The organism is Microbacterium gubbeenense DSM 15944 (assembly GCF_000422745.1).
Lineage (GTDB): Bacteria > Actinomycetota > Actinomycetes > Actinomycetales > Microbacteriaceae > Microbacterium > Microbacterium gubbeenense.
In genome coordinates this window covers 1-11,935 of sequence record NZ_AUGQ01000009.1, presented here as the reverse complement: position 1 = coordinate 11,935, position 11,935 = coordinate 1, and the positions used below count along the sequence as shown (strand labels likewise).

The window sequence follows — 11,935 nt, the reverse complement described above, 5'->3', positions numbered from 1 at the left end:
TAACGTGACATCACCGTCTAGAATCGTGCCATGGCGTTCAATATCAAGGATCCGGAGGCCGACCGTCTGCTCCGCGAGCTCGCCGCGACAACAGGGGAGAGCATGACGGAGGCGGCCCGGCGGGCTTTTGCGGAACGCTTGCAGCGGGCTCAGGACGCGGATTCATTCGAGTACGAGGCCGTGCGGGCGCGGCTGTGGCAGGTGGCAGAGAGTGCGTCTGGCGCAGTGGCCGACGACGCGCCGACGGATGACGAGATCATCGGTTACGACGAGTCCGGAGTGCCTGCATGAGCCGACCGATCGTCGTCGACACCTCGGCACTCATGGCGATCCTGACGAACGAGCCGGACGCGGGCCTGTATATCGATGAGCTTGCCGCGCGACGCGGCAATGTGCTGATCTCTGCCGGCACGTGGATGGAGGCGCTGATGGTCGTCGCTCATAGGCGTCCGGACGACGGTGCGAAGCGGCTGCGCGAGCTCAGCGCCGAGATCGACCTGCAGGTCGAGCCGGTTGATCAGGTGATGAGCGAAGTTGCGTACATCGGCTGGCAGCAGTTCGGCAAGAGCAACCATCCGGCGCGCCTGAATTACGGCGATTGCTTCTCGTATGGGCTTGCGCGTGCATACGATCTGCGCCTGCTGTACAAAGGCAAGGATTTCTCGCAGACCGACGTTGTCGGGGTGCTCTGACGCCGTTATCGGGTTAGCCGATAATGCACATTATGTCAGATCAAAACGACGTTGCCCCCTCCCGAACCCCGCAACCGCCGCTCCCCGCCCACGGGTGTCTGCGCCGTTCGTGCCAGGATCGCTGTATGACCGCAGAACAGTTCAGGAAGCAGGACGGTAGCGCCGGCGATGCTGACTACGGTGTCATCGGGAACACATACAGCGACTACCGCCGTCCCGATCCGCGGATCGCGCAAGCCGTGTGGGACGCGCTCGGCGATGCGCGTACCGTGCTCAACGTCGGAGCGGGAGCAGGCAGCTACGAGCCCACGGATCGTGACGTGACGGCGATCGAGCCCTCCGCCAGCATGCGCAAGCAGCGACCGACCGTGCTCAGCCGGGCGATCGACGCAGTTGCCGAGTCGCTCCCGTTCCCCGACAACTCCTTCGACGCGGCGATGACGACTTTCTCCGTGCATCAGTGGGGTGACTTGACGGCCGGACTCGCAGAGATTCGCCGCGTCACTCGCGGTCCCGTCGTCATCCTGACTTGCGATCCGCACCTCCTCGATCGCTTCTGGCTTGCCAAGTACGCACCGGGTGTCATCTCGACGGAGCGCCGCCGCTACCCGACCATGTCCCAGCTCGTCGAGGGCTTGGGCGGGACTGCGACCGTGGACCTCGTGCCGATCCCCCTCGACTGCACCGACGGCTTCAACGAGGCTTACTACGGTCGTCCAGAGGAGCTGCTTGTCGCGGAGGCACGAGCTGCCTGCTCGGCCTGGAGCTTTGTCAATCCGACGCAGGCCGGCCAGTACACGGCGGCGCTACAGACCGCGCTCGACTCCGGCGAATGGGACGCCGCGCACGGCGCACTCCGTCAGCAACCGACGTTCGAAGGATCACTGGTCGTCGTCCGTGCGATGCCGTAGCCGCCACTGAGCTGGACGCTGCTTGAAATGCATCCCATTTACGGACCATCGTCCAGCCGCTCAAGGGCAACAACTCGTGAAACTCGCCTCGAAGTGAGGAGCGGGATCATCTAACAAGTTACTGCGCGGCTCACAACAGGAAGCAACGGCTTGGTGACATGACGGAGGACATTGATATCGAGGTCGTAGAGACCCTGACGAATGACCACTTTCGCCAGGTGAAAGCTCTCCTCACTCAGTTGTCGTCGACCGCCACTTTCGACCCCGACCGCATGCACGCAACGATCGATGCGACCGCCGTAAACCTCTTCGTCGCGCGCGACGCGGAACTAGTTGTCGGAATGGCAACCCTCGTGACTTTCCCACTTGTCACCGGCTGGCGCGGCATCGTCGAGGACGTGGTTGTCGAACAACAGGCGCGCGGACGCGGCATTGCCCGCTTCCTGCGCGAAGCGCTCACCGACGAATCCGTTCGTCGGTGCTTTCGCACGTGGATCTCACTTCTCGCCCGTCGCGCGAGTCGGCCCTGAAGTTATACGAATCCGTAGGCTTCGCGCGCCGGAGGACATACGTCCTCAGATACGTGCCAACACCGGTATGAGAATCGAGCACGGACATCGGGGTTCGACCAGTAACGAAACAGGTAATGCAGTTGCCCATCAACAAGTCCGAAGTCGTCGTCAGTACTTCGAGTAGTCGTGCTCCCCTTGTTGGTGTGCGTCTGGCGACGGAATCAGCTCGTCAACGAGCCGGGCTCAGCTCGTTGACGACTTCGCCGAATCGCTTACGGAAGGCCGCCATGCGCGGCTTCCAAGGCGCAGCCATAGCGCCGGACGCGAACATCTCGTCGAACTCCGCGATTGTGACCCAGCGTGTGTCCGCCACTTCGATGGCGTCAGGACTCACAGTCGCTTCGCTGGCAACAGGCGCTGCGTACAAGTCGAAGAGAGCTGAGTCTTCTGTGAACCGACCGATGAACGTCGTTGAGTCGTTGGACACGTCGATGCCGACTTCTTCGCATAGTTCCCGGATGGCGCCTTCGACACTGCTCTCCCCCGCGAGCACGCTTCCGGCCGGGATCTCCCAGTCCAACGGGTGATCCTTGGACGCCGCGCGCTGGGACAGGAGGACCCGACCGTCGCTCCGCACGGCGCACACGCTCGCGACGACGTGATAAAGACCACGAGGGATCGGCTCACCCCGCGGGTGCGAGCGTCCTACGGGGCGACCAGTCTCATCTGTGAGATCCCAGTTCTCCGTGTCCATAGGGACACGTTATCGATTCGCCGAGCGCTTTCGGGTGTGCGGAACTCCTTCTGTGGGCCACACGAATGGCGGCGGTTCTTCGTGGAGCCTAGGAAGCGAGTCCACCTGATCTCGGGGTCTGACGGAACGAACCGCGAGTTTGCCCATCAGCGATCGTCTCGTCGGTGTATCGAGATCCGCCGGTTGACGCGCCCCCTTGGTTCCTTCCCCCGACGATCCGTTGAGCTACGCGGTCGATGGAGGGCACGCTGTGAGACGCATCGCGGAGGACGCTCGCGATCGGCGGTGACTGTCCACGGTACCTTCAGAAGCATGCGGACGTATCTTAGCTCTTACCGCTTCGGGCGCCGCGCATCCGCTCTCACGTACGCCGGTGGCAGGGCGTTAATCGTGATGAATGCGCTAGATGAGTACGAGCGGCGCATGCTCAGCTGGGATCGCGAAGTCGACGATCTCGCCCAACTCGGATACCGGAGTGAAGAACTCGATCTGCGGGACTACTGGCGATCCCCTGCTGGGTCGCTCCAACGGCGGCTCGACAACGTTGACTTAATTTGGGTCGTGGGCGGGAATGCGTTCGTACTTGCCCGCGCTGCAACCGAGGCTGGACTCGCTGCTGCACTGACCGAGTCCTCGAACCTCACGTACGCGGGATACTCGGCTGGTGCCTGTTTGACATCTATCGATTTACGCGGAATCGACCGAATGGACGACCAGAACAGTTGCCCACCGGCCTACTCGATGGACATGCCGGCCCACACTTTACGGCTGACAAGCACGCGCGTCGTGCCCCACGCCGGATCCGAGGAAGCGGACGTCGCAGCGGCACACCTTCGCATGCGCAAGCTCGAGTTCTTCGAACTTGCAGACGGCGAGGACATGCTGCTTGACACGTAGGTGCGTCTAGTTCGGTCAAGAAGCGGATAGCGCGGAGATCCATCAGAAGCTGACGCGTGTGCATTGGTGGAAGTACGCGGCCTGACCCGGCCCCCACTCCCCCACAGCAAACGGTGCTCACTATCCGCGTGCGTTAGCCTTCGTCGATGAACGGTTCTCCCTTGAGAGTGCGTCTCGCCGGGCCCACCGACGCAGACGGGATCGCGGCGGTTCACATCCAGTCGTGGCGGGAGACGTACTCCGGTCTCATTTCAGATCGGTTCACGGACGCCGAAGCTCTGGAGATGCGGCGCCGTATGTGGGCATCGATCCTTGCGCGCCAACCTCGTCCGGGCGTTGTCGCTGTGGCTGTGCGCGACAGGCGCGTGGTCGGATTCGCATTCGCCGGCGCGTCAGATCATCCGGACGCGACAAAAGGAATCCCCGCAGCACGACCCTTGCACTTGTACTCGATCTACCTCCTCGCCGACGAGCACGGAACTGGTACAGGGTCCGCTCTCCTGCAGGAAGTTCTGGGCGACCGGCCGGCGCAACTCTGGGTCGTCAGTACCAATCACCGCGCACGTGCCTTCTATGAACGCCATGGGTTCAGCACCGATGATGCGACGCTGGACGACCCTGACCTCGACGGCGTTGTCGAAGTACGCATGGTGCGCTGAGCGCAGCCGACTGTGAGCAGGCCTTGATTTCAGGGAGGCCAGTGCGATCGCTTCACGGCGCACACGTCCGGCTCTACTGTCGGCGCGGAGGTTCTTCTCCTCTCTGCGGTTCCGCTCAATGTCGCGGCCCAGCGATAAGATTCACGCATGTCCTCATGGTCGCTACGCACCGCGACATCGGACGACGCCGAGCCCATCGCCGAACTGCGGTCCGCCGTCCTTAAGGCCGATCTAGAGCGACTCGGTCGCTACGACGCGCAGCGTGTACGGCAGCGGTTGCACGACGGTTTCGACCCCACCCGTACTCGGATCATTGAGGTCGGAGGCGTGTTCGCGGGATCCATCGCACTTCGCGCTGCTGATGACGGTCATTGGCTGGAGCACTTCTACCTGGATCCCGATCTCCAGGGCCGCGGAATCGGCACTGCGGTGCTGCGGCACGAGCTTCTCCTCGCCGATCAGAAAGGCTTTGTCGTGCGGCTCAATGTGCTTCAAGGAAGCCCTGCGCGGCGACTCTACGAACGCCACGGCTTCAGCGTCGATCGTGAAGATTCAATCGACCTTTTTATGGTGCGCTCCCCCGACGCCGCTCTCTAGCTGGGCATGTCGCTGCGACCGTTGGCCGTGATCCCCGCGTGAGCGGCGCCCCGTCTCGTCGGCGCGATCATCTGATGTCTCCCCACCGTCAAGATCGCCGCAGATCACGGCTCGAGGTAGGCGGCGAGGTTCGACAGTGAGGATGTGAGTCCTTCGGCATGATCTCGTGCTCGAATACCGGACGGCACGTTGCGTGCCACGATCTCGACAATCGTGCCGCCGTCTGCACGGCGCAGGGACCACTCCATGCGCATGGTTCCGCGTAACGCGGGATCGTCTGACTCGAACTCGACCTCGTGAACGACCCGCTCCCCCGCCACCAGTGCTGAGATTCGAGTCTCCGAGACGTCCGAGTCATCGGTTGATTTCCCTGGTGCCGCCGATGCATCGTCATAGGTCAGGACGAGCCGGAACGACCCACCCTCACGCATATCGAACCGTTCGAAGCGACCGTGCATCCCACGTGGCGGGAGCCACGCGAGCAGCGCGTCCTCACGGGTCAGCGCGTCGAACACGCGCGCCTGATCGGTGTGGATGAGGAGGCTCGCGGCGTCCGTGCGCCCCGCGGTCGCCTGCGCCTGTCGTTCGTCGTCGACGGGCGCGATGCGGATCCCGTATCTCACGGACCCCTCTGGCGACGGCAACCGCTCGAAACCGAGCCGCTCGTAGAACGCCGCGGCGCCGACGTTCTGCGGATCCACGCCGAGATGCACTCCTCGCACGCCGCGTCGCCGGAGCTCGTCAAGCAGGGTCGCGATGAGGCGGCGCCCGACGCCGCCGCCCTGCACGACGGGGAGCAGATCGATATGGAGATGCGCGGGATACTCGACGGCTTGTTTCTCATTCCCCGGCCCGCGTCCGTCGCCGTAACGCAGCAGTTCCTGCTGCCTCTCCCCCGAGCGTGCGTAACGACTCGTGCGGGACGGCCACCACTCATCGCGGAACCACTGCTCGAAAGCGTCGGTATCGTCGGTGGCAAGGATGTATCCCGTGACGTGGCCGTCGTCCGTCTCGACGACCCAGGCCAGATCGGGGTGCCGACGCGCATAAGGCAGCGCGAAGAGGTCTGCCCAGAGCGCATCGTCGTGGAGTATTCCGGTCCCGTCACTCCCCGCGTCGGCGGTTCTCGTGCAGACGTCGATGAGGGCAGCCTCGTCACTCGGGGCGAGCGCGCGAATTAGCGGCACGACTACTCCTTCGTTGGCGGGGATTTCAGCCTACGGGGCCGTGTCCAAGGTGCGAACGCGGCGACGACGAGCAGCGCGACCCCGGCCCCCACGAGCGCACCGCCGATCGTGTCGGTCAGCCAGTGCACGCTCAGCACAGTTCGTGACGCGGCCATCAGAATTGTCCATGCGATGCCCACGGCGATTCCGACGGCGCGCGGCAGCAGGAGGCACAGCACAATCGCGACCGTTGCCGCGTTGGCGGTGTGGCCGGACGGAAAGGAGCCGAAATCGGAGCTCACGAGCATATCGACGGGGCGTTCGCGGGCGATGAGGGTCTTCACGACTTGCACTACAGTGACGCTCGCGATCATCATCGCGATCACGACGATCGTCGTGCGCCAACCTCGCACGAGGAGGGTGATCACAGAGAGGATGATCGGCACGACAAGGACCGCGGCCCATCCTCCGCCGATGAGATTCATGACGTGTGAGATGTGAATTGCGACGTCCAAGCGGCCGCGGACCATGATTCCGTTCCACGTGATGTCGAGCGGATCGACGGCACCCGGCGCGAGAGCGACGACGAGGGCGAGTAGGACGAACGCCGTCGCGCAGATCGCGCCGGCGGCGAGGGCATCACGCCGATTCATCCCTCCATTGTGTGCGACGAACGTGCCAGCGCGCGCAACAATGGGCGAATGGCATCGACCAGTGACATCCTCACGTTCTCTGACGACGAACCACCGGCCGGCGAGACGCCGTGGGTCGTTCGGCCGAGCGTCGCGCCGATCGACGTCGTCGGCGCGGATCCGTCGTGGCCCGTCGCATACGCGAAGGTCGCGGATCGCGTGCGAAATGCGCTCGGTGCACGCGCGCTGCAGATCGAGCACGTCGGATCGACCGCGGTGCCCGGCCTGCCCGCGAAACCCGTTATCGACGTGGATCTGATCGTCGCGTCGTCGGCCGACGAGGACGCGTGGTGCCCGGCGCTGGAACGTGCGGGATTCACGCTCACGGTGCGCGAACCGTGGTGGCACGAGCACCGCATGCTGAAACTCGCGGATCCGCTCGCACACCTACACGTCTTTTCGCCCGACGCGCCGGAACCCTGGAAGCACCGGGTTTTTCGAGACCATCTGCGGCGCGACTCGGCCGACCGAGACCTCTACGCGCAGACCAAGCGGGAGGCCGCCGAGCTCGCGACGAACGGAGAAGAGACCATGATGGAGTACAACGCGCGGAAACAGGCAGTGATCCGCGACATCTACGCGCGGGCATTCCGCTCTGCCGGGTTCGCTGCGTGATTCCGATGTATTAGCGCGCATCCACGGCACTCTCCCCCGGGTCGTTGGCCGTGTCGTCTTGTAGCCTCATCGCATGAAGGCCCTTCGTTCCGTCGCTACTGCCGGATTCGTGGCCGCGTGCGCAGTGATTTTGACGGGGTGTTCCGTCGTAGACAAGATCGTTTGGGGAAATGACGGCGCTCAGGTTATCCAAACGTCGGAGAAGCTCATCCACGACCTCGCTTCTGGTGGGACATCCGATCTGATCTGCGAAGGCGCAGAATCCGACCTCGGCACTGCGGGAGATTGGGAAGGCCGCGCGGCAGGCGAGCCAGAACCGTTCGTAGCCCGCTACTGGGATGAGCAGATTCCGCTTGATCCGCAGTGGAACATCAATGTGGAAGGTCGTCCCGACGGGGCGACTTCGGGCGATGAGTTTCCGAGTGACGTCTTCTATCGCGAGACCGAGGATGGTCTCTGCGTGATCGATGTCGCCTGGTCGACGCTTTTCTAGGCGGGTTGACGATTATGGACCTTCTCGCTCACGTCCACCGCGGTAGCCGGTGCCGGTGCTGCGCGCAAGGATCCATCGTGTACCTGCGTATGCAAACGGAGTTCCTTGAGCAGCATCTGTCTGTCCAGTCAAAGGCCGGACGCAGCCTCCCGCTCGACCATCGAGCTGCGATACCGCGATGTCTTCAACCTCAGGCCCCACGGTGTCCCCGCAGAAGACCTGCTGCCCGAATCACCGCAGTTCTGTCTTGATTGTCAGAGGCCAGACAACTGAGCAGCTTCGGACGATCCGTCGCCGAAAGTGTCGGCCAACGTATCGTCGCCGGCGTCAACAACGCGACAGACGTGACTCCCCAGACGTCTACGCAAGTCAAGGTGATGCCGCTCTCATCCTCGTGATGAATCGATGTGTTGGTGTTTTCGATTGCGTCGTCCGGCACCTACGCGAGCGCGTCCAGAAACTGATGATCATCTCGGAGGCGCGCGCGGCGCTGGATGTTGTTCACGATCGGCCCAGTGCCCTATGGTCTCAAGTGGCTTCGTGCCGTTGACCACCCGAGGAAGGTTCTTGATGACTTCTCGCGCACCCATGATCTCTTTGGCTGTTCTTGGTGTGTTCGCGCTGAGCGCCTGTTCAGCTGCCGGCAGCTCCGACGACGCGTCGTCGGGCAAAACAGGCTTGATCGAGATGGCGGTATCGGAAACGTGCGCTGACGAGGTGGATTCCGAATGCGTCTCGGTCAACGGCGAGAATGTCCTGCTCCCCACCGTATTCGAACAAGCCGGCGTGAAGGACTCCAGCGCCGCTGAAGGCGGGCAGAATGCCGTTGACGTAACTTTCGATGAAGCCGGGGCGAAAGTATTTCAGACGCTTACCAAGCTGACGGCCGAATCCGGCGAGTCGGCGCGCCTCGTGATCAGAATCGGAGGCGAACTGCAGGCCGCGGTGGCGGTGATGGAAGCGGTGGAGGACGATCTGGTACGAATTGGACTCTCGTCAGAGGACAATGCTCAGGACGTCGTTGATCTCATCGAGGAGGGCTGACGCGCCTGCCACTCCCGCGCGCGACTCCACCATGACGTTCGAATCGCGCAACGCCGGTCTGTACCGTCGTGTCGCACCTAGGTTTCGAAACAGCACGGTGAAATGGCTTCACGCGCCCGGTCATATTCGTCCTGGTGACAGGACACCGCGCTGGCTCTCAGTCTAGTGACCAAGCGATCCGTCCAGACAGCCCATGCGGAACCTCGGGCTTCGGTTGATTCACGTACATACCGCATCAATTTCTGGGAGCGCCCGGCTCCCGGATTCGCGTGGAACTTGGACGCATACGCGCTCACGGAGGTTGACGACGTCGCCGAAGTGCTCTGCTGGGCGGGCGAGCACGCGCGCGGACGTCAGTTCGAACTGTTCGATGAGATCGACGAAGAACCAGCAGGACCGTTCGAGAACCCGCGAACGGCTGGACTCATCCGGTTGCTCGGAAGCAATCTCAATGCTCGTGATCCGATTGAGGCAGGCTGCTTCGCAAGTGAGTCGGGCCGCGCTCTGCGTACGGCGAGTGGTCTTGTTTCTCCTGACCCGTGGGCGCCGCGACAGCGCACGATGGACAACAGCGCCTCCGGCTGGCGCAGCCTCTTCTGTTCACGACGCGGAGGTCGTAGCGACCACTTCCCTGTCAGTCGAGCCGCGTGGCGCATATCCTGCCTGTCTCATCACCTGTGCGCTGCGAGACTGCATTCGACGAGATCTGCACCCCCAGCTGGAGAGGTGCCTTCATGCTTAGAAGGTTGCCCATTAGGCTCGCCGCACGTCTGAATCTGTGGACCTGCTGCTCCCCGCGTGGTGCGACGTGGTTTGGTCGGCGACCGCGGTGTGCACGTTAGTTCTGCTCGTGATCGCACTACTCACGCTGTCGCGTTCGGCTAACTCGCTTTCGTCGCTGCATGCTCTCGTCTGGACACTCGTTGCCCTCTTTGTGTCAATCGCGGGACCGCTGGCGTGGCTGCTCATCGGGAGGCGTTCGGCGAACACATCGCGGGACGACATGGCGACACGAGTCGCACGTTGAGCGCATGCCGCTCTCGTCGGCCTGACCGTCTCGTAACCTCGGCGCCTCAGAACGCACGGGATACGAGTGAGCGAGGTCGCGACACACTCGGTGCGCCGTAGATGTTCGCTCGGAGTACTGATTTGTCGCCGCTGGCAATTTGGCGCGTGCCCGTAAAAAGAACGCTATTCGGTCACTTTCGGTGCGTGACGCGCGAATGAGACGCTCTCAGCGATGATCGAGAGAACGAACTCCAGCTCCGCTTCGGTACGCGGGCCGTAAATCATGAACTCGGTGCCGAAATCCTCATACTGATGAGGCTCGGCCCACCCTAGTTCGGTGAGTTCCGTTCCGCGGGCCGCGGGCAGGCAAAGGTGAACGCTCGTGTCATGCACGCCGTGGAGATGAACCGGCTCAAGACGCTTGCCCGGAGCAAGTGACGTTTCAGGAGAATGCTCGTCCGGCACATCGACGAGGAAGACTGCGCGGGAGGACGGTGGTGACACCTGACTGTGGCCCTCGATAACGAGGTCCATCGCGAACGTTCCTGCCACGAGCCGCCCCCATATGCCCGGACTGGACTGCTGTGATAGCTGTCTCTGCGGCCCTTCGGCGGATATGAGAGGGCGCCCACCCTCACGTGCTCCTGTGCTCATATCTCAAACATAATCCGACACCGAGCATGCAGTTCTGCTTGCATGCGGGACGACCGTCGCCTCCCACGCGACCGGTTCGCAGCTGGGATAGTCGCCGGGCCGTCGTGTCCAATAGGAGCTGCCCGGGCACAGAGAAGCTGTCCAACCTTCTTAACGCAATGAGATGTCATCGTCAGGCGCCTGCCGCGGTTGTCAGTGTCCGAACTAGTCGACGCGGCGGGCCTAGACCTTTCGGGCCTTGTGCTGGAGGCTGTGGGCACTGAGGTCTGTACTGGTGTGCGCAAACCGTCGCCTTGTTGCCTGTAATGACGGCGTTGTGCGGGTGATCGATCCAGCGTGCGAGTGTTAGTCGATGAGTGCTCGTGACCGGCGGTAGAAGGTCGCGCGGGACATTCCGAGGTCGCGGACGACCTGTGCTGCTGGTTGGCCGCTTTGTACGAGATGAAGAGCGTTGCAGATCTGGCTGTCCGTGACTCGCGGTCGGCGTCCGCCGAGGTCCTTGCCGGCCATGCTGGGCCGCCCCCTTCATTCGGTCCGGACGCTCTGTGAGTCGTCGGTTTCGATTTGATGGGTGCATTGCCGAGCGTACTCGGCCGGGGGTAGGTAGCCGAGCGAGGAGTGTCGGCGGTGATGGTTGTACTCGTGCTTCCAGTCGCCGATCATGACCTGCGCGTGCAGCAGCGAGTAGAAGCTGTTGATGTTGAGACACTCGTCACGGATCCTGCTGTTGAACGACTCGACGTACCCATTGCGCCACGGCGATCCCGGCGGAATGTACGACAGGCCGGTGCGGGTGCCGGCCCAGTCGGCCATCGCTTCGCTGATGAACTCCGGCCCGTTGTCTGACCTGAGCACCGCCGGAGCGCCGCGGATGGCGACGAGGTCCTCGAGATGGGCGGTGAGCCGGTCGGCGGTGATCGACCGTTCGGTGAGCCCGCCGATGCACTCCCGGGTGTGCTCATCCACGATCGAGCAGATCTTGATCGGGCGGCCCTGCTTGTCGGCGTCGAACTGGAAGTCGACCGCCCACACCACGTTCGCCGCGTCCGCCGTCGGCGGGTCGACGGTCGAGGACCCGACGCGTTTGCGGCGCCGCCGCTGCGGGACACGGAGGCCCTCGTCACGCCAGAGGCGTTGGATCTTCTTGTGGTTCACGACCCAGCCCTCAGCGCGGGCATCGTGATACGCGCGTCGGTACCCGTAGCGGGGATGGTTCTTCGCCCAGACGCGCAGCCAGTCCC

Annotated in this window: 16 protein-coding genes and 1 pseudogene; 11 read left to right on the top strand and 6 right to left on the bottom strand. The window is 63.2% G+C overall.

All coding sequences use genetic code 11. From position 1 onward, the window contains the following. Positions 1-30: 30 nt before the first annotated feature. The 4 genes from G510_RS0107215 to G510_RS15865 all read left to right on the top strand — a co-directional run bounded on the left by G510_RS0107215 (position 31) and on the right by G510_RS15865 (position 2,133). On the top strand, positions 31-291 hold the full coding sequence (locus G510_RS0107215; protein WP_029153080.1) for a type II toxin-antitoxin system VapB family antitoxin: 261 nt from the start codon (positions 31-33) through the stop codon (positions 289-291). Continuing rightward, on the top strand, positions 288-692 hold the full coding sequence (locus tag G510_RS0107210; RefSeq protein WP_051216565.1) for a type II toxin-antitoxin system VapC family toxin: 405 nt from the start codon (positions 288-290) through the stop codon (positions 690-692). Before G510_RS0107215 ends, G510_RS0107210 begins: the two co-directional genes overlap by 4 nt. Positions 693-817: 125 nt before the next feature. Next, positions 818-1,603, top strand: coding sequence for a class I SAM-dependent methyltransferase (locus G510_RS0107205; RefSeq protein ID WP_029153078.1), 786 nt, complete (start codon positions 818-820; stop codon positions 1,601-1,603). 158 nt (positions 1,604-1,761) lie between these two features. After that, a complete protein-coding gene (locus G510_RS15865; protein ID WP_245563254.1) occupies positions 1,762-2,133 on the top strand; it encodes a GNAT family N-acetyltransferase in 372 nt (123 codons plus the stop codon). A 211-nt stretch (positions 2,134-2,344) separates the two neighbouring features. On the opposite strand, the gene G510_RS15860 is transcribed toward G510_RS15865, so the two are convergent. Next, on the bottom strand, positions 2,345-2,869 hold the full coding sequence (locus G510_RS15860) for an NUDIX hydrolase (RefSeq protein ID WP_051216564.1): 525 nt from the start codon (positions 2,867-2,869) through the stop codon (positions 2,345-2,347). A gap of 423 nt (positions 2,870-3,292) precedes the next feature. Between G510_RS15860 and G510_RS15855 the strand changes: the two genes are divergently transcribed. From G510_RS15855 to G510_RS17865, 3 genes are all read left to right on the top strand, one after another. Then, complete coding sequence (locus tag G510_RS15855; protein ID WP_169562579.1) at positions 3,293-3,766, top strand: Type 1 glutamine amidotransferase-like domain-containing protein; 474 nt, start codon at positions 3,293-3,295, stop codon at positions 3,764-3,766. Positions 3,767-3,912: 146 nt separating this feature from the next. After that, positions 3,913-4,425 carry a GNAT family N-acetyltransferase gene (locus tag G510_RS0107185; RefSeq protein WP_029153077.1) on the top strand — a complete coding sequence of 171 codons (513 nt, stop codon included), beginning with the start codon at positions 3,913-3,915 and terminating at the stop codon, positions 4,423-4,425. 147 nt (positions 4,426-4,572) lie between these two features. Continuing rightward, positions 4,573-5,022, top strand: a complete 450-nt coding sequence (locus tag G510_RS17865; RefSeq protein WP_084644259.1) for a GNAT family N-acetyltransferase — start codon at positions 4,573-4,575, stop codon at positions 5,020-5,022. Between the two features lie 104 nt (positions 5,023-5,126). Here G510_RS17865 and G510_RS18815 read toward each other — a convergent pair whose 3' ends face one another. Beyond that, positions 5,127-6,209, bottom strand: coding sequence for a GNAT family N-acetyltransferase (locus tag G510_RS18815; RefSeq protein WP_245563253.1), 1,083 nt, complete (start codon positions 6,207-6,209; stop codon positions 5,127-5,129). Positions 6,210-6,211: 2 nt separating this feature from the next. After that, on the bottom strand, positions 6,212-6,841 hold the full coding sequence (locus G510_RS15845; RefSeq protein ID WP_051216562.1) for a phosphatase PAP2 family protein: 630 nt from the start codon (positions 6,839-6,841) through the stop codon (positions 6,212-6,214). A gap of 48 nt (positions 6,842-6,889) precedes the next feature. Between G510_RS15845 and G510_RS0107160 the strand changes: the two genes are divergently transcribed. The 4 genes from G510_RS0107160 to G510_RS17855 all read left to right on the top strand — a co-directional run bounded on the left by G510_RS0107160 (position 6,890) and on the right by G510_RS17855 (position 10,059). Next, on the top strand, positions 6,890-7,495 hold the full coding sequence (locus G510_RS0107160; RefSeq protein WP_029153075.1) for a GrpB family protein: 606 nt from the start codon (positions 6,890-6,892) through the stop codon (positions 7,493-7,495). Positions 7,496-7,568: 73 nt separating this feature from the next. Next, the gene (locus G510_RS0107155) at positions 7,569-7,988 is read left to right on the top strand and encodes a hypothetical protein (RefSeq protein WP_029153074.1); all 420 of its coding nucleotides are present in this window, start codon (positions 7,569-7,571) and stop codon (positions 7,986-7,988) included. Between the two features lie 570 nt (positions 7,989-8,558). After that, complete coding sequence (locus G510_RS0107150; protein ID WP_157560468.1) at positions 8,559-9,032, top strand: peptidylprolyl isomerase; 474 nt, start codon at positions 8,559-8,561, stop codon at positions 9,030-9,032. Between the two features lie 778 nt (positions 9,033-9,810). After that, the gene (locus tag G510_RS17855; protein WP_084644258.1) at positions 9,811-10,059 is read left to right on the top strand and encodes a PLDc N-terminal domain-containing protein; all 249 of its coding nucleotides are present in this window, start codon (positions 9,811-9,813) and stop codon (positions 10,057-10,059) included. Between the two features lie 164 nt (positions 10,060-10,223). Here G510_RS17855 and G510_RS0107145 read toward each other — a convergent pair whose 3' ends face one another. The 3 genes and pseudogenes from G510_RS0107145 to G510_RS15840 all read right to left on the bottom strand — a co-directional run. After that, positions 10,224-10,592: a luciferase domain-containing protein gene (locus G510_RS0107145; RefSeq protein WP_245563252.1), complete on the bottom strand. Its 369-nt coding sequence runs from the start codon at positions 10,590-10,592 to the stop codon at positions 10,224-10,226. 447 nt (positions 10,593-11,039) lie between these two features. Further along, positions 11,040-11,201: pseudogene (locus G510_RS17850) on the bottom strand (helix-turn-helix domain-containing protein); the annotation flags it as partial. Positions 11,202-11,219: 18 nt separating this feature from the next. Continuing rightward, the coding region (locus G510_RS15840; RefSeq protein ID WP_036322348.1) for an IS3 family transposase at positions 11,220-11,935 on the bottom strand (716 nt) is incomplete at its 5' end.

Bases quoted from the DNA above. Each gene is read 5' to 3' on its own strand.
- G510_RS0107215 (WP_029153080.1), top strand. From the start codon at position 31: ATGGCGTTCAATATCAAGGATCCGGAGGCCGACCGTCTGCTCCGCGAG.
- G510_RS0107210 (WP_051216565.1), top strand. From the start codon at position 288: ATGAGCCGACCGATCGTCGTCGACACCTCGGCACTCATGGCGATCCTG.
- G510_RS0107205 (WP_029153078.1), top strand. From the start codon at position 818: ATGACCGCAGAACAGTTCAGGAAGCAGGACGGTAGCGCCGGCGATGCT.
- G510_RS15865 (WP_245563254.1), top strand. From the start codon at position 1,762: ATGACGGAGGACATTGATATCGAGGTCGTAGAGACCCTGACGAATGAC.
- G510_RS15860 (WP_051216564.1), bottom strand. From the start codon at position 2,869: ATGGACACGGAGAACTGGGATCTCACAGATGAGACTGGTCGCCCCGTA.
- G510_RS15855 (WP_169562579.1), top strand. From the start codon at position 3,293: ATGCTCAGCTGGGATCGCGAAGTCGACGATCTCGCCCAACTCGGATAC.
- G510_RS0107185 (WP_029153077.1), top strand. From the start codon at position 3,913: ATGAACGGTTCTCCCTTGAGAGTGCGTCTCGCCGGGCCCACCGACGCA.
- G510_RS17865 (WP_084644259.1), top strand. From the start codon at position 4,573: ATGTCCTCATGGTCGCTACGCACCGCGACATCGGACGACGCCGAGCCC.
- G510_RS15845 (WP_051216562.1), bottom strand. From the start codon at position 6,841: ATGAATCGGCGTGATGCCCTCGCCGCCGGCGCGATCTGCGCGACGGCG.
- G510_RS0107160 (WP_029153075.1), top strand. From the start codon at position 6,890: ATGGCATCGACCAGTGACATCCTCACGTTCTCTGACGACGAACCACCG.
- G510_RS0107155 (WP_029153074.1), top strand. From the start codon at position 7,569: ATGAAGGCCCTTCGTTCCGTCGCTACTGCCGGATTCGTGGCCGCGTGC.
- G510_RS0107150 (WP_157560468.1), top strand. From the start codon at position 8,559: ATGACTTCTCGCGCACCCATGATCTCTTTGGCTGTTCTTGGTGTGTTC.